We start from the raw sequence: 16752 nt of genomic DNA, 5'->3' as shown, positions 1-16752 counted from the left end.
CCCGTCGCTCAGCGGTCCGCGTGCGCCGCGGCCTGTCCCTCGCGCCGCAGTCGCAGCGCCTGTCCGATGTAGTCCAGCGCGGTGCCGACGGTCAGCAGCACCGCCAGCCCCATCAGTACGGCCCGCCCGGTGGCCAGCCAGCCGGTCAGGTGCAGGACGTACATGCCGACCGCGGTGCCCTGGGTCAGCGTCTTGAGCTTGCCGCCTCGGCTGGCGGGGATGACCCCGTAGCGGATCACCCAGAAGCGCATCAGCGTGATGCCGAGCTCGCGGGCCAGGATCACCACGGTGACCCACCAGGACAGGTCGCCGAGCAGCGAGAGGCCGATCAGCGCCGAGCCCATGATCGCCTTGTCGGCGATCGGGTCGGCGATCTTCCCGAAGTCGGTGACCAGGCCCTTGCGCCGGGCCAGTTCACCGTCGAACAGGTCGGTGATCATCGCGATCGCGAACGACGCCCACGCGACCGAGCGCCACTTGGGGTCGTGCCCGCCGTCGGCGAACAGCAGCGCCACGAAGACCGGCACCAGCAGCACCCGGACCATCGTGAGCACGTTGGCGATGTTCCAGACCCCCGGGGCGGACGGCGCCGCGGCCACCGGTCTGCCCGGGTGGGCCGCGGCCGGGGCGCCGGGCCCCTTGGTCATTCCCCGACCCCCGAGGTCTGACGGACCCGGACCTGCTCCAGCGCCTCGGCGATCAGGTCGACGCCCTCGCTGGCCACGACCTTGGCCCGCCAGAACTGGCCGACCTTCGGGTCCTCGACGCCGTGCAGGGTGGTCAGGCCGTCGGTCTCGGGGGCCTGGTGGGCGGAGCGGCCCTCGACCACGCCGTCCTCGACCGACTCGATCAGCACCTCGACCTCGGTGCCGATCCGCTGCTCGGCGCGCTGGGCGGTCATCTCCTCGGCCAGTCGGCTCAGCCGGTCCAGCCGGTCGGCGATCACGTCCTCGGCGAGCTTGCCGTCGTAGGTCGCGGCCTCGGTGCCGTCCTCGTCCGAGTAGCCGAAGACGCCGATCGCGTCCAGCCCGGCGTGGGTGACGAAGCGCTCCAGCTCGGCGAAGTCCTCCTCGGTCTCACCGGGGAAGCCGACGATGAAGTTGGACCGGGCGCCGGCCTGCGGGGCCTTGCCGCGGATGGTGCCCAGCAGCTCCAGGAACTGGTCGGTGGAGCCGAAGCGGCGCATCCGGCGCAGCACGGCGGGCGCCGAGTGCTGGAAGGACAGGTCGAAGTACGGCACCACGTCGGCGGTCCCGGTCATCGCGTCGATCAGGCCGGGGCGCATCTCGGCCGGCTGGAGGTAGGAGACCCGGACCCGCTCGACGCCCTCGATCGAGGCGATCTCGCCGAGCAGCGTCTCCAGCAGCCGGATGTCGCCGAGGTCCTTGCCGTACGAGGTGTTGTTCTCGCTCACCAGGACGATCTCGCGCACGCCCTGCCCGGCCAGCCACTGGGCCTCGTGCAGGACGTCGGAGGGGCGGCGGGAGATGAAGGAGCCGCGGAAGGCCGGGATGGCGCAGAACGAGCAGCGCCGGTCGCAGCCGGAGGCGAGCTTGACCGAGGCGACCGGGCTGTCGTCCAGCCGCTTGCGCAGGGTGCGCGGGCCGGAGGCCGGGGCGAGGCCCTCGGGCAGGTCGGCGATCGGCTCGGCGGCGGCCTCGGCGCCGTGGCCGGGCAGCGCGACGGCCTCAGCGGCGCCCTGCCGCTCGGCCGGGCTGATCGGCAGCAGCTTGCGGCGGTCACGGGGGATGTGCGGGGCGTGGTGGCCGCCGGAGAGGATGGTCTGCAGGCGGTCGGAGATGTCCGCGTAGTCGTCGAACCCGAGCACGCCGTCCGCCTCGGGCAGCGCGTCGGCAAGCTCCTTGCCGTACCGCTCGGCCATGCAGCCGACCGCGACGACGGCCTGGGTGCGGCCGTGCCCCTTGAGGTCGTTGGCCTCCAGCAGGGCGTCCACCGAGTCCTTCTTGGCGGCTTCGACGAAGCCGCAGGTGTTGACGACGGCGACGTCCGCCTCGGCGGCGTCGTCGACGAGCGACCAGCCGTCGGCTTCCAGTCGCCCGGCGAGTTCCTCGGAGTCCACCTCGTTGCGGGCGCATCCGAGCGTGACAAGGGCGACAGTACGGCGTTCAGGCATAGGGCCAAGATTAACGCGCGGGCTCCGGTGCCGTTCGCCCCGGAGGCCGCGCGCCTCGGATCAGCTGATCATCATCGGGCCGCCCGGCCCCTGTGGTCAGCCCGCCTGCGGGTCTCCGGGGGTGTACGTGACGTGCACCACCTGGCCGTCCTTGCCGAGGAGGCCGAGGTCCTTCCCGTTGACGTACGCGTGCACGGCCCCGCCGTTGCCCAGCACCAGCTTGATCTGCTTGGGGTCGGTGAAGGTCTGGTCCTGGCCGTCGCTGATGTTGTTCTGGAACAGCGACTTGCCGTTGCCGTCCATCGCGGAGACCCAGCTGGTGCCCTCGGCGACCAGCTTCACGGTGACCTTGTCGGCCGGCACGGCGGCGATCGCGGCGGCGCTCGGCGCGGGCGCCGGCGGCTGGACGGCGGTCGTGGCGGCGGGAGCCACCGAGCCGGTGCCGGAGCCGCTGGGCAGCGGCGCGCTGGCCGAGCCGGTGGTGCCGTGCCCGCCCTTGCCGCTGACCAGGTTGAAGCCGATCAGCGCGACCACGGCGACGATCGCGGCGACCATGGCGGCCGCCCAGTTCGGCCGGCCGCGGCCGGGCACCTTGATCGGGCCGCTGTCGACCAGCTGGGTCGCCGGGCGCCTGGCCGCGGGCGAGCCGCCGTGCGCGGCGTCGTACCGCGCGACCAGCGCCTCGCCGTCCAGCCCGACCGCCCGGGCGATCAGGCGGATGTGACCGCGGGCGTAGAAGTCACCGCCGCAGCGTTCGAAGTCGTCCGCTTCGATGGCGTGGACGATCGGCACCCGTACCCGGGTGGCGGTACTCACCTGGTCCACCGTGAGCCCCGAGTCGATCCGGGCGGTGGCCAGCACCCGGCCGATGCTCGGGGCATCGGCCGCCTGCGCCGCGTCGTCGGTCGGCTCGACGGACGACGGGGCGTTCTCGTGGTCGGGGGACTTGCCGATGGTCACGGGGCACGCCTTTCGAGCGGATGGCCACCTGCTGGGGAACAGTCTAGGGGCGTGGGCGGATCGTTTCTCAAGCGGAACGGGCCGAATGCGCGCGCCCGGTCCCACCGGAGTCCGGCGCCCGGCTGACACGCCGTCAGCGGGACCGCGCGCGGGGAACCCGGGGTTCCCTTTCCGCCGTGTGACGCGGCGTACGGACGTTCGGTTCCCCGCACGCCGCCTACCCTCCTCCGAACGAGTGACACCTCGGTCAGGACACGGCCGGGGCCCCGCACGGCCCCCCGGATCAGCCCCTCAGGGTGACCAGCACCCCGTCCAGCTCGTCCGGCTTCACCAGCACGTCGCGGGCCTTGGAGCCCTCGCTCGGGCCGACGATCCCGCGCGACTCCATCAGGTCCATCAGCCGGCCCGCCTTGGCGAAGCCGACCCGGAGCTTGCGCTGGAGCATCGAGGTGGAGCCGAACTGGGTGGAGACCACCAGCTCGGCCGCCTGGATCAGCAGGTCCAGGTCGTCGCCGATCTCCTCGTCGATCTCCTTCTTCGGCCCGGCCCCGGCCATCACGTCGTCCCGGTAGACGGCGGTCAGCTGGTCCTTGCAGTGCTGCACCACCTTGGCGATCTCCGCCTCGGTGACGAAGGCGCCCTGCATGCGGATCGGCTTGCTCGCGCCCATCGGCAGGAAGAGCGCGTCGCCCTTGCCGATCAGCTTCTCCGCGCCGGGCTGGTCCAGGATGACCCGGGAGTCGGCCATCGCGGAGGTCGCGAAGGCCAGCCGGGACGGCACGTTGGCCTTGATCAGGCCGGTGACCACGTCCACCGAGGGCCGCTGGGTGGCGAGCACCAGGTGGATGCCGGCCGCGCGGGCCAGCTGGGTGATCCGGACCACCGAGTCCTCGACGTCGCGCGGCGCGACCATCATCAGGTCGGCCAGCTCGTCGACGATCACCAGCAGGTACGGGTACGGCGTCAGCTCGCGCTCGCTGCCCAGCGGCGGGGTGACCTTGCCGGCCCGCACCGCCGCGTTGAAGTCGTCCACGTGCCGGAAGCCGAACGCCGCGAGGTCGTCGTAGCGCATGTCCATCTCGCGCACCACCCACTGGAGGGCCTCGGCGGCCTTCTTGGGGTTGGTGATGATCGGCGTGATCAGGTGCGGGATGCCCTCGTACGCCGTCAGCTCGACCCGCTTGGGGTCGACCAGCACCATCCGCACCTCGTCCGGGGTGGCCCTGGCCAGGATCGAGGTGATCAGACAGTTGATGCAGGACGACTTGCCCGCGCCGGTGGCGCCGGCCACCAGGATGTGCGGCATCTTGGCGAGGTTGGCCATCACGGTGTGGCCCTCGACGTCCTTGCCCATGCCGACGACCATCGGGTGGCCGTCCTCGGCGGCCGCGCGCGAGCGCAGCAGGTCGCCGAGGTTGACCATCTCGCGGTCCCGGTTGGGGATCTCGATGCCGACCGCGGACTTGCCCGGGATCGGGCTGATGATCCGCACGTCCGGGCTGGCCACCGCGTACGCGATGTTCTTGGCGAGCGCGGTGATCCGCTCCACCTTGACGGCCGGGCCGAGCTCGACCTCGTAGCGGGTGACCGTCGGCCCCCGGGTGAAGCCGGTGACCCTGGCGTCCACCTTGAACTCGGCGAAGGTGCCGGTGAGCTGGGCGACCACCTCGTCGTTGAGGGCGCTGCGGGCCTTGGCGGGGCCGCCGCGCTCCAGCAGGTCGAGCGAGGGCAGCGCGTAGGTGACGCCCTCGCCGAGCTGGAGCTGCTCCATCCGCACCGGCGCCTCGCCGTGCTCCTCGGGAGCGCCCGGGCCGCCGCTGCGGGCGGCCGGGACGGCGGGTTCCTCCGGCGGGGCGGTGCGGTCCTGCACCTGGTGCATCATGTCCGCCACCGCGGAGGAGGCGGGCACGCCGTAGACCAGCGCGCCGTCCAGGTCGGCGGCGGCGCCGGCGGCGAGGTCGCGGGTGGCGTACGGGTCCAGCGGCTCCTTGTCCAGCGAGATCCGCTCGGCGTCGTCCGGCTCGTCGGACTGCCGGCGACGGCGGCGGCGCCGACGGGCGGCCACCTCGTCGGCCGGGTCGTCACCGTCGGTGTCCACGGTGAACGGCAGTGCGTCGGGGTCGGCGTCCTCCGGCGGGTCGGTGGACAGCTCGCGCTCCGGCGTGCGCCCCCAGCGCTCCTCGTCCTCCGGCCCGGGCTCGACCACCCCGAGCCGTATCCCGACCCCGCGCACCCGCTCGCCGATCCGGTTGATCGGGGTGGCGGTGACCACCAGCAGGCCGAAGAAGGCCAGCAGCAGGAGCAGCGGCACGGCGAGGGCCGGCCCGGCGGCGGCCATCATCGGGGTGGACACGGCCCAGCCGACGATCCCGCCGGCCGCCCGTATCCGGGAGGCGCCGCTGCCCATCATGGGCGCGCCGCAGCCGATGTGGACCAGGCCGAGGACGCCGACCAGCAGCGCGCTCAGCCCGATCACGATCCGGCCGTTGGCCTCCGGCAGCTCCGGGTGGCGCCAGAGCCGGATGGCGATCGCGGCCAGCAGGAACGGCACCAGCACGTCGAGCCGGCCGAACATCCCGGACACCACCGCGGTGGCGCCCTCGCCCAGCCAGCCCTGCGGGCTGAACCAGGTGCCGGCCGCGGTCACCAGCGCGAGCGCGAACAGCAGCAGGCCCACGCCGTCCTTGCGGTGGTCCGGGTGGAGGTTCTTAGCGCCGTCGCCGAAGCTCCGGAAGATCGCGGCGATCGGGCTGGCCAGCGCGTTGAGCGCGCCCATCAGCACCGACCTGGACGGCTTCGGCGGCGGGGCCGACTTCGACGCCGTCCTCTTCGCGGGAGCCGCCTTCTTCGCCGCCGCCTTCTTCGCCGCCGCCTTCTTCGCGGGCGGCTTGCCCGGGGCCTTCGCCGCGGCCTTCTTGGACGGTCCCGGACTCGACTTACGTGCTGCGTTCCCGGGCGTGCGAGTGGCCATGGGTCAGCAGCCTACCGGGGCGGGCGACCACTGCACACGCGGCCGAGCCCGGGCGCCGGGTCGTGTCGCAGACACACCGTCACCCTGACCGGGTTTCACCCGGTCGCCTCACGGAACCACCCGGAAGGGTGAACCGGCTGGGGATCAGGAGCTGCCCGGACGCATCGCGTCCAGGGCCCGGCGCAGCCCCACGAGCTTGCGCTCCAGGTGCGCGACGGTGGCGGCCACCCCGGCGTCCTCGACACCGTCCAGCTGCTTGCCGAGCGCCTCCGCCTGCTCCTCGACCGCCGCCAGCCGCGCGGACAGCTCGCCCAGCAGCGCCCCGCCGAGGGCCTGCTCGCCACCGCCCTCCTCCAGTTGCAGGCGCAGCAGCGCGGCCTGCTCCTTCAGCTGGCAGTTCTTCGCGTACAGGTCGACGAAGACGGAGACCTTGGCGCGCAGCACCCACGGGTCGAAGGGCTTGGAGATGTAGTCCACCGCGCCGGCCGCGTAGCCGCGGAAGGTGTGGTGGGGGCCGTGGTTGATCGCGGTCAGGAAGATGATCGGGATGTCCCGGGTGCGCTCGCGGCGCTTGATGTGCGCGGCGGTCTCGAAGCCGTCCATCCCCGGCATCTGGACGTCCAGCAGGATCACCGCGAAGTCGTCGGTGAGCAGCGCCTTGAGCGCCTCCTCGCCGGAGGCCGCGCGCACCAGCGTCTGGTCCAGGGCCGAGAGGATGGCCTCCAGTGCCAGCAGGTTCTCCGGCCGGTCGTCGACCAGGAGGATCTTGGCCTTCTGCATCAGGGCTCGCCCTCCTGTCGCCTGCCTGCCGCTCGGTGCAGGCACCCGCGTACTGCCCACCGCTACCCCGGTCATGCTAGCCGCACCCCCTCGCCCGGCACATCGCTCCGTCGTGACCCGGTCCGGAGCGGCGCGCAGTCAGTGCTCCGGCGCGCGCTCACCAGCGAGTCGCCGTCCGGTCACTGTTCGCAACGATCGGTGACCCTACCGGGTTCCCGGGCCCGTCCGCCAGCAAACCGGCCGCCCGGCAGGTGTGAATCCCGGGGCCCGGCCCGGGATTCACACCCGCCGACGCCGTCACGCGCGGTCGCCGTTCAGCCACTCGTTCATCACCGACAGCAGGTGGTCGGTCTCCACCGGCTTGGTGATGTGGTCGGTGGCGCCCGCTTCCAGGGACTTCTCCCGGTCGCCCTTCATCGCCTTGGCGGTCAGCGCGATGATTGGCAGGCCGGCGTACTGGGGCATCCGGCGGATCGCCTCGGTGGTCGCGTAGCCGTCCATCTCCGGCATCATGATGTCCATCAGGACCAGCGCCACGTTCTCGTGCTGCTCCAGCATCTCGATGCCCTCGCGGCCGTTCTCCGCGTACAGGACGGTCAGGCCGTGCTGCTCCAGCACGCTGGTGAGGGCGAACACGTTGCGGACGTCGTCGTCGACGATCAGCACCTGCTGGCCGTCGAAGCGCCGTCCGCCGGCTGCCGGGCGCGGCGGGGCGGGCTCCACCGCCCGCGGCTCGGCGGCGCTCTCCAGGGCGGCGTTGCGCCGGCGCTCCACGGCGCCGCGGCGGCGCTCCTCGGCCAGTTCCCGGACCTCCTGGGCCCAGTGGTCGGCCGGGTTCTCGCCGACCGGCACCGGCAGGCCCACCGGGGTCACCCCGACCGTGGCGCGCGGCGCCAGGCCGTTCTGCGAGGCCTGGCGCGGCTCGCCGGCGGCCTCCGGGGCCTCGGTGCGCAGCGGCAGGTAGAGCGTGAACGTGGAGCCCTTGCCCAGCTCGCTCTCGGCGTGGATCTCGCCGCCGAGCAGCCGGGCGATCTCGCGGCTGATGGACAGGCCGAGGCCGGTGCCGCCGTACTTGCGGCTGGTCGTGCCGTCGGCCTGCTTGAAGGCCTCGAAGATCTCCCGCAGCTTGTTGTCCGGGATGCCGATGCCGGTGTCGGAGACCGCGAAGGCGATCAGCTCGTCGTCCGGGCCCTGGATGGAGCCGGACTCCAGCAGCCGCTCGCGCACGTGCTGCGGGGTCTCCGGGCCGGCCGGGTGGATCGAGAAGTCGACGGCTCCGGTGTCGGTGAACTTCACCGCGTTGGAGATCAGGTTGCGCAGCACCTGCTGGAGCCGCTGCTCGTCGGTGTGCAGGGTGACCGGCAGGGCGGGCGAGACCCGGACGGCGAAGTCCAGGTTCTTGTCCAGCGCGACCGGCTGGAAGGTGGCCTCCACGTAGTCGACCAGCTGGACCAGGGCGATCCGGGCCGGGCGGACGTCCATCTTGCCGGCCTCGACCTTGGACAGGTCGAGGATGTCGTTGATCAGCTGGAGCAGGTCGGAGCCGGCGCCGTGGATGGTGTCGGCGAACTCGACCTGCTTGGGCGAGAGGTTGCCCTCGTTGTTGTCGGAGAGCAGTTTGGCCAGGATCAGCAGCGAGTTGAGCGGGGTGCGCAGCTCGTGCGACATGTTGGCGAGGAACTCGCTCTTGTACCGGGAGGCCAGGGCGAGCTGCTCGGCGCGCTCCTCCAGGACCTGCCTGGCCTCCTCGATCTCGCCGTTCTTGATCTCGATGTCACGGTTCTGCTGGGCGAGTTGCTCGGCCTTCTCCTGCAACTCCTCGTTGGTGCGCTCCAGTTCCTCCTGGCGCGCCTCCAACTCGGCGGACCGCATGGAGAGTTCGGCGGTCAGCCGCTGGGACTCCAGCAGCAGGCCCTCGGTCTTGGTGTTGACGCTGATGGTGTTGACGGTGACGCCGATCAGGTCGGCGATCTGGTTCAGGAAGTCCAGCGCGACGGTGGTGAAGGAGCTGAAGGTGGCCAGCTCGATCACGCCGAGCAGCCGGCCCTCGAACAGCACCGGCAGCACCACGATGTGGGCCGGGGAGGCCTCGCCGAGCCCGGAGGCGATCTTCAGGTACCCGGGCGGCGCCTCCTTGAGGATGATCGGCCGCTTCTCCACCGCGGCCTGGCCGATCAGCGACTCCCCGGGGCGGAAGGTGGTGGGCATCGCCCGCCGCTGGTAGCCGTAGCTGCCGATCAGGCGCAGCACGGTGTCGTTCTCGTCGTCGTCCTCGGTGATCAGTTCGGCGGTGCGCCCGGCCGGCTGGGCGAGGAAGAAGGCGCCGTGCTGGGCGGAGACCACCGGGGTCAGCTCGGTCATGATCAGCGAGGCGACCGCCTCCAGGTCCCGGCGGCCCTGGAGCAGGCCGGAGATCCGGGCCAGGTTGGTCTTGAGCCAGTCCTGCTCCTGGTTGGTGCGGGTGGTCTCGCGCAGGTTGGCGATCATCTGGTTGATGTTGTCCTTGAGCTCGTCGAGCTCCCCCGCGGCGTCCACGTCGATCCGCAGGCTCAGGTCGCCCCTGGTGACCGCGGTGGCGACCTGGGCGATCGCGCGCACCTGCCGGGTCAGGTTGTTGGCCAGCTCGTTCACCGACTCGGTGAGGTCCTGCCAGGTGCCGTCCACGCCCGGCACCCGGGCCTGGCCGCCGAGCCGCCCGTCGGTGCCCACCTCGCGGGCGACGCGGGTGACCTCGTCGGCGAAGGCCGAGAGCTGGTCGACCATGGTGTTGATGTTGGTCTTGAGCTGGAGGATCTCGCCGCGCGCGTCGACGTCGATCTTCTGCGAGAGGTCGCCGCGGGCGACCGCGGTGATCACCAGGGCGATGTTCCGCACCTGACCGGTGAGGTTGTTGGCCATCTGGTTGACGTTGTCGGTCAGGTCCTTCCAGATGCCGGCCACCCCGGGCACGCTCGCCTGGCCGCCGAGGGTGCCGTCGGTGCCCACCTCGCGGGCCACCCGGGTGACCTCCACCGCGAAGGAGGAGAGCTGGTCGACCATGGTGTTCAGGGTCGCGGCGAGCGCCGCCACCTCGCCCTGCGCGTCGATGGAGATCTTCTTGGAGAGGTCGCCCCGAGCCACCGCGCCGGCGACCTCGGCGATGTTGCGCACCTGTCCGGTCAGGTTCGACGCCATGAAGTTGACGTTGTCGGTCAGGTCCTTCCAGATGCCCGACACCCCGCGCACCCGCGCCTGACCGCCCAGGATGCCCTCGGTGCCCACCTCGCGGGCCACCCTGGTCACCTCGTCGGCGAAGGCCGACAGCTGGTCGACCATGGTGTTGACGGTGGTGACCAGCTCCAGGATCTCGCCCCGGGCGTCAACGGTGATCTTCTTGGAGACGTCGCCGCGTGCCACCGCCGTGGTCACCTCGGCGATGTTGCGGACCTGACTGGTCAGGTTGTTGGCCATCAGGTTGACGCTGTTGGTCAGGTCCTTCCACGTCCCGGAGACCCCGGGCACGCTGGCCTGGCCGCCGAGGATGCCCTCGGTGCCGACGTCCCGGGCGACCCTGGTGACCTCGTCCGCGAAGGCACCCAGCTGGTCCACCATCGTGTTGATGGTGTTCTTCAGCTCCAGGATCTCCCCGCGCGCGTCGACCTGGATCTTCTGCGACAGGTCGCCCTTGGCGACCGCGGTCGTCACCTGGGCGATGTTGCGCACCTGATCGGTGAGGTTGTTCGCCATGAAGTTGACGTTGTCGGTCAGGTCCCGCCAGACACCGGCCGCCCAGGGCACCTGCGCCTGACCGCCGAGCCGCCCCTCGGTGCCCACCTGCCGGGCCACCCTGGTCACCTGCTCGGCGAAGCCGGAGAGCTGGTCGACCATCGTGTTGATGGTGTTCTTCAGCTCCAGCATCTCGCCGCGCGCGTCCACCTCGATCTTCTGCGAGAGGTCCCCCCGGGCCACCGCCGTGGTCACCTGGGCGATGTTGCGCACCTGGCCGGTCAGGTTGTCGGCCATGAAGTTCACCGAGTCGGTCAGGTCCCGCCAGACCCCGGCCACGCCCGGCACCTGGGCCTGGCCGCCGAGCCGGCCCTCCGTCCCCACGTCCCTGGCCACCGTCGTGACCTGGGCGGCGAAGCCGTTCAGCTGGTCCACCATCGTGTTGACGGTGTTCTTCAGCTCCAGCATCTCGCCGGCCACCTCGACGGTGACCTTCCGGGACAGGTCGCCCTTGGCCACCGCCGTGGTCACCTGGGCGATGTTGCGCACCTGGGCGGTCAGCCGGCCCGCCATGGTGTTGACCGAGTCCGCCAGGTCCTTCCAACTGCCGGAGACGCTGCGGACCTTGGCCTGCCCGCCGAGCTTGCCCTCGGTGCCCACCTCGCGGGCCACCCTGGTCACCTCGTCGGTGAACTCGGAGAGCTGGTCCACCAGCCCGTTCACGGTGCGCCCGATCTTCAGGTACTCGCCGCGCAGCGGGTGGCTCACCCCGTTGCTGTGCAGCGAGCGCAGCTCCATCTTCTGGGCCAGGTCGCCCTCGGCGATCGAGGTCAGCACCCGGCCCACCTCGGCCATCGGGCGGGCCAGGTCGTCGATCAGCGCGTTGCAGTTGTCGACCGCCGCCATCCAGGCGCCCTCGCCCGCGCCGGTCTCCAGCCGCTCGTTCAGACGGCCCTCGCGGCCCACCGCCCGCCGCACCCGCGCCAGTTCACCCGTCAGGTGCTGGTTGCGCTCGGCGACCTCGTTGAACACCGCGGCGATCTCGGCCAGCGGCCCGTCCCCCGGGACGGTCAGCCGGCGGCGGAAGTTGCCGTCCCGCATCGCGGTCAACGCCGACAGCAGCTTGCGCAGTTCGGCGGGCTCGGCGCCACGGTTGTGGCTCGCCCGCCGGCCGGCCGCGTTCCGCGGCACGGCCCCGGGGCGGCCGCCGCGCGCGGCGGGCGGCGTCGTACCGGTTGCGTCCTTGGTGGCCGAACTCAACGGACCCCTCCCACGATCGTGAACTGTCCGGTGACCGTCCGTGCCGGATTGCGGCACGCACCCGGGAACCGGCCCGGCTGGGCTGCGTACCGGCGGCCTGTGGCACTCCGGCACCCACACGACCGTACTGCTCCCACCGGCCGTCGCGGACCCCCCAGTCTGGCAGCACCTGCGCCGGGTGCACGGCCGGTTGCGCGCGGTTCGTACCTCACCGTCCGAAACAGGTGGGCAGAATCACCCTCTGGTGCCTGTTTCGACTCCCCGCCCCCACGGGGAACCAACCGGAAAGTAGGGTGGAGCGCTGCACCGGGCCACGACCCGACCCAGCGCCGCCGCTCACCCCGACGGCGCGCGCGGGGAGTCGGCGCCGCACCCCCCGGAAGCCAGGGCAAGAGCAGTAGAGGAGAAGTGGCAACGTGGTCACCGCGCGCGCAGCCGCCACCTTCGGACCCGACGGCCGGTCCGCGGCCGCCGCCCGGGGCTTCGTCCGGGACGCGCTGCTCGGCTGGGGCCTGCCCGAGGTCGTCGACGACGCGGTCGTCCTGGTCAGCGAGCTCGTCACCAACGCCGTCGTGCACGCCGGTACCGACGCGGAGGTCAGCTGCCTGCGCGAGGAGCAAACCGTCCGGATCGAGGTGACCGACCACCACCCCGAACGCGGCCTGCCCTCCCTCGGCGGCGTTCCGGTCACCGACTCCGACCGCTACGCCGACCCCGACGGCGAGGGCGGGCGCGGTCTGCTGATGTGCTCCGCCCTCGCCGAGCGGTGGGGCGTCGAGTACGGGGCCGGCCGCAAGACCGTCTGGTTCCGCCTCGCGCTGCCCGCACACGTGCTCGGCACCCGCTACGCCGTTCCCGCCACTCCCGGCAGCGACCTGCCCAGCGGCCCCGGCCCGGTGCGCGTCGCCGTCGTCCAACTCGACGAGGACGGCCGGGTACTGGCCTGGAACCCGGACGCCGAGGCGCTCTTCGAGTACCCCGCCGCCGCCGTCCTCGGCCGCCCCTGGGCGGACCTCGCGGTCTGGCCCAAGTCCCCCGCCCGCGGCCTCGGTCTGACCGACACCCTGCGGATGGCCCGCTGGGAGGGCGGCTACGGCGTCCGCCGCCGGGACGGCCACGAGATCGAGGTGTACGGCCTCCAGGTCCGGCTGCGCGACACCGAGGGCGTCCCCTCCACCCTCTGTCTGCTCGTCCTCGAAGCCGACCGCGCGGTGCTGCGCTCCCCCGCCCGCGCCCTGCCCGGCGAGCGCCCCGACCCGCCCGGTCCCCGGCTCGACCTGCTGGCCGGCCCGGTCCCCACCGACGACCTCGACACGCTCCTCCAGCGCACCGTCGAACGCGCCCGCGACCTGCTCGACGGCGACGCCGCGTACCTGCTGCTCACCACCGACGACGAGACCGAGTTCGAGGTCCGCGCCGCCACCGGCCTCACCGCCGGACACCGCCGGCACTCCCGCTTCCCGGTCGAGACCGGCAACCGCTACGACTCGGCCCGGCTGCCCTCCGTCCACGAGGACCTCACCGCCAGACCCACCGGTCTGCCGCTGCTCTCCGACAGCGGCATGCGCTCCCTGGTCACCGTCCCGCTCAAGGTCGAGGGCCGGCTGATCGGCTCGCTCGGCATCGCCGCCGCCGCGCCCGGCCGCTACGACAACGAGGACGCGCTGCGCCTCCAGTTCGCCGCCGACCGGGTCGCCCTCGCCGTCGAGAGCACCCGGCTGACCGAGCTCGAACAGCTCCGCCGCGGCTCGCTCTCCTTCCTGGTCGAGGCCTCCGACCTGCTGGCCGGCACCCTCGAACACGAACAGACCCTCGCGCTGATGGCCCAGATGGCCGTCCCCACCCTCGCCTCCTGGTGCGCCGTCTACACCACCACCGACCACACCTCGCCGGCCCGGCTCGCCTTCGTGCTGCACGAGGACGAGGACCGGATCGACCCGCTGCGCGACCTGCTCGACAAGACGCCCGCCCCGGAGGCCGGCCCCAGCCACGGCGTCCGGTTCTGGACGGCCCCCACCGAGACCGCCGAGGCCGGCGGCCTCACCGACGGCCCCGGTCTCGCCGGCCTGCTCGGCGAGACCGTCGTGCTGGCGCTGACCGCCCGCAACCGGGTCATCGGCCTGCTGGCGCTCGGCGTCCCGGCCGGCGTCCGGTTCCGCCAGGAGATCCTCGAACTCGCCGAGGACCTCTCCCGCCGGGCCGCCCTCGCCCTGGACAACTCCCGCCTCTACTCCGAGCGCACCGCCACCAGCCAGGCCCTCCAGCGCAGCCTGCTCCCGCCGGACCTGCCGGAGATCCCCGGCGTCGAGGTCGACGTCTTCTACCAGGCGGCCGGCGAGGGCAACGAGGTCGGCGGCGACTTCTACGACCTGTTCCCCATCCGGGAGGGCACCTACGGCTTCGCCATCGGCGACGTCTGCGGCACCGGCCCCGAGGCCGCCTCGGTCACCGGCCTGGCCCGGCACTCGCTGCGGCTGCTCGCCCGGGAGGGCCTGGACGCCCCGCAGGTGCTGCGCCGGCTCAACGCGGCCATCCTGGACGAGGGTTCGCGCAGCCGCTTCCTCACCCTGCTCTACGGCGAGCTGACGCCGCGACCGGACGGCAGCACCGAGCTCTCCCTGGTCTGCGCCGGGCACCCGCTGCCGCTGCGGCTGCGCACCGACGGCCAGGTCGACCGCGCCGCCACCCCGCAGCCGCTGCTCGGCGTGATGGACGACCTCGACCTCACGGCCGAGACCCTGGTGCTCGCCCCGGGCGAGGTGCTCCTCTGCGTCACCGACGGGGTCACCGAACGCCGGGAGGGCCGGCGGATGCTGGGCGACGACGGCCTCGCCGAGGTGCTCACCGGCTGCACCGGTCTGACCGCCGGCGCGGTCGCGGCGAGGGTCCAGCGCGCGGTCGAACGTTTCGCCCCCGAGCCGCCGTCGGACGACATGGCGATCCTGACCCTGCGGGTGCCCGCCCAGCGCCAGGCGTGAGCACTCCGACGCTCACGCCTCAGGCCGTACCGGCGCAGTCACAAATTGTTATATTCACAACGGTACAAGCGAACCGAGCGGGGTAGACCGTTCCCACCGGGAAACCTCCCGGCGGGAGCCTGACCAGCGGTTCCCCGTCGGCCCATCACTCGCCGATGGCCCCTCACTGACGCCCGCAGCCCGCGCACGCTCACAGCCGTGCGCCCTCGGCGCGGTCGCGCGCGTCCACCCGTCTCCGCTCATCTCCACTCGCCACGACGACACCACCGCGTCACCGCGCCCTGCGCGCGCCCAGAGTGAAAGGAGCCTCCGGTGAGCAACGACGCTACCGGGGCAACCAACGCCCGTCCCACCGGAGCCGACGCGAGAAACCTCGGCCACCTCGCGCTCGGTCTCACCCTGCTCGCCTACGGCCTGCTCTCCACCGGCGTCCTGCACGGCGCCGGAGCCGGGGACGCGGCCCGTCTCGCCCACGTACTCGGCGGCATCACCCTCTTCGTCGCGGGCCTCTGGCAGCTGCGCGTCGGCGAGGGCTTCACCGGAACCGCCTTCGCCAGTCTCGGCGCGTTCTGGGTCACCTGGGCCTCGGCCGGCGCGGCGGGCAGGAACGCGGCCGGTCTGTTCCTGCTGCTGTGGGCCCTGCTCGCCCTGACCCTCACCGCGGCCGGCTGGGGCGCGGGCCTGCTCAGCCGCGCCGTCTACGGCCTGCTGACCCTCTCCCTGGTGCTCTCCGCCGTCGCCACCTTCGGCGGGTACGGCGGGCTGGCCAAGGCCGCCGGCTGGATCGCGGCCCTCTCCGGGCTCGCCGCCTGGTACTGGGCCACCTCGGCGCTGAGCAACGGCGCCTGGGGGAAGGTCACCCTGCCGGTGAAGTGACCGGAGGGCCGGGCTCAGCCCTGGCCCGGTTCCAGCCGGGCCTTCGGCTCAACCTCGGCCCACCTCGGCCACCTCGACTCAACCGACCTGCTCCAGCGGCTCGTCGGCGGCGCTCCGGGGCCGGTCCTCCGTCTCGGCGGCGGCCCGGCCCCGTCGGCGTGCCGCCAGCGCCAGGACGGCGTAGGCGAGGAGCAGGATCGCCACGGCCACGATGCCGTCCAGCCAGAAGTGGTTGGCCGTCACCACCACCACGGCGACCGTCAACACCGGATGCAGCACCATCACCCAACGCAGCGAACTCCGTGACACCCGGATCACCGCGACCGCCGCCAGAACGCACCAGGCGACGTGCACCGAGGGCATCGCCGACAGCTGGTCCGCCACCACCACACCGCCGACCGCGCCGCCGTACACCGACTGTCCGTACTCCGCGGCCACGTCGACGAAGCCGTTCTCCGGCAGCATCCGCGGCGGCGCCACCGGGATGAACTGCACCATCAGACAGACGGCGGTCGTGATCACCACGGTGTTGCGCACCCACGCGTACCGCTCCCGGTGCCGCAGGAACACCCAGAGCAGCACGCCGATCATCACGGCGAAGTGCATGACCGCGTAGTAGTAGTTCGCCAGCCTCACCAGCACCGGGTACGGCGTGACCGCCTTCTGCCAGGAGGCCTCGTCCGGGAGTCCGACCACCTGCTCGGTGTGGTGGATCCAGCTCGCACGGTCCAGCGCGTGGTCCGTACTCATCACCGAGAGGTGCCCGACCAGCTGCCAGAGCGCGAACAGCGCCAGCAGCGTGCCGGCCTCCCGCAACAGCGCCGACAGCGCCGGCTTCCGGCCCTTCACCGCGGCGTACGCGCCCGCGTGGAGACCTATCGCGGCGGCCCCGGCGGACTGCCAGGTCAGGGTCAGATTCTGCATTGGCAGAGGGTAACGCAAAAAGCCCCTTCCCGGACGGGAAGGGGCTTTTCGGAATAATTGTTCGGCGGCGTCCTACTCTCCCACAGGGTCCCCCCTGCAGTACCATCGGCGCTGAAAGGCTTAGCTTCCGGGTTCGGAATGTAACCGGGCGTTTCCCTCACGCT

Annotated in this window: 9 protein-coding genes and 1 rRNA gene; 2 read left to right on the top strand and 8 right to left on the bottom strand. The window is 72.3% G+C overall.

The window, feature by feature from the left end; translation table 11 throughout:
* Window positions 1–8: 8 nt before the first annotated feature.
* The 6 genes from pgsA to ACZ55U_RS15655 form a co-directional block, all read right to left on the bottom strand.
* Entirely contained in the window at window positions 9–647 is a 639-nt protein-coding gene (gene pgsA, locus ACZ55U_RS15680; RefSeq protein ID WP_465526543.1) for a CDP-diacylglycerol--glycerol-3-phosphate 3-phosphatidyltransferase, read from the bottom strand.
* Window positions 644–2134 carry a 30S ribosomal protein S12 methylthiotransferase RimO gene (rimO, locus tag ACZ55U_RS15675; RefSeq protein ID WP_465526541.1) on the bottom strand — a complete coding sequence of 497 codons (1491 nt, stop codon included), beginning with the start codon at window positions 2132–2134 and terminating at the stop codon, window positions 644–646. Before rimO ends, pgsA begins: the two co-directional genes overlap by 4 nt.
* Before the next feature lie 96 nt (window positions 2135–2230).
* On the bottom strand, window positions 2231–3094 hold the full coding sequence (locus tag ACZ55U_RS15670; RefSeq protein ID WP_465526539.1) for a helix-turn-helix domain-containing protein: 864 nt from the start codon (window positions 3092–3094) through the stop codon (window positions 2231–2233).
* Between the two features lie 283 nt (window positions 3095–3377).
* A complete protein-coding gene (locus ACZ55U_RS15665) occupies window positions 3378–6065 on the bottom strand; it encodes an FtsK/SpoIIIE family DNA translocase (RefSeq protein ID WP_465526538.1) in 2688 nt (895 codons plus the stop codon).
* Between the two features lie 144 nt (window positions 6066–6209).
* Window positions 6210–6848: a response regulator gene (locus ACZ55U_RS15660; protein WP_465526699.1), complete on the bottom strand. Its 639-nt coding sequence runs from the start codon at window positions 6846–6848 to the stop codon at window positions 6210–6212.
* A gap of 294 nt (window positions 6849–7142) precedes the next feature.
* Window positions 7143–11651, bottom strand: coding sequence for a HAMP domain-containing protein (locus ACZ55U_RS15655; protein WP_465526697.1), 4509 nt, complete (start codon window positions 11649–11651; stop codon window positions 7143–7145).
* A gap of 575 nt (window positions 11652–12226) precedes the next feature.
* Here ACZ55U_RS15655 and ACZ55U_RS15650 point away from each other — a divergent pair.
* On the top strand, window positions 12227–14788 hold the full coding sequence (locus ACZ55U_RS15650; RefSeq protein ID WP_465526536.1) for a SpoIIE family protein phosphatase: 2562 nt from the start codon (window positions 12227–12229) through the stop codon (window positions 14786–14788).
* Between the two features lie 312 nt (window positions 14789–15100).
* Window positions 15101–15664 carry a GPR1/FUN34/YaaH family transporter gene (locus tag ACZ55U_RS15645; protein WP_465526534.1) on the top strand — a complete coding sequence of 188 codons (564 nt, stop codon included), beginning with the start codon at window positions 15101–15103 and terminating at the stop codon, window positions 15662–15664.
* Window positions 15665–15742: 78 nt separating this feature from the next.
* Here the strand turns inward: ACZ55U_RS15645 and ACZ55U_RS15640 are convergent, their stop codons facing one another.
* Both ACZ55U_RS15640 and rrf read right to left on the bottom strand, forming a co-directional pair.
* The gene (locus ACZ55U_RS15640; RefSeq protein WP_465526532.1) at window positions 15743–16588 is read right to left on the bottom strand and encodes a phosphatase PAP2 family protein; all 846 of its coding nucleotides are present in this window, start codon (window positions 16586–16588) and stop codon (window positions 15743–15745) included.
* 59 nt (window positions 16589–16647) lie between these two features.
* Window positions 16648–16752: ribosomal RNA gene (gene rrf / locus ACZ55U_RS15635) — 5S ribosomal RNA — on the bottom strand; the annotation flags it as partial.

This window comes from Kitasatospora sp. NPDC034533, from assembly GCF_055575155.1.
Note: the sequence above shows the minus strand (reverse complement) of the source record. Positions and strands in the feature narration are given on the sequence as shown.

What these genes read in the sequence shown, in the direction of transcription:
- pgsA (WP_465526543.1), bottom strand. Translation starts at nt 647, where the DNA reads ATGACCAAGGGGCCCGGCGCCCCGGCCGCGGCCCACCCGGGCAGACCG.
- rimO (WP_465526541.1), bottom strand. Translation starts at nt 2,134, where the DNA reads ATGCCTGAACGCCGTACTGTCGCCCTTGTCACGCTCGGATGCGCCCGC.
- ACZ55U_RS15665 (WP_465526538.1), bottom strand. Translation starts at nt 6,065, where the DNA reads ATGGCCACTCGCACGCCCGGGAACGCAGCACGTAAGTCGAGTCCGGGA.
- ACZ55U_RS15655 (WP_465526697.1), bottom strand. Translation starts at nt 11,651, where the DNA reads ATGCGGGACGGCAACTTCCGCCGCCGGCTGACCGTCCCGGGGGACGGG.
- ACZ55U_RS15640 (WP_465526532.1), bottom strand. Translation starts at nt 16,588, where the DNA reads ATGCAGAATCTGACCCTGACCTGGCAGTCCGCCGGGGCCGCCGCGATA.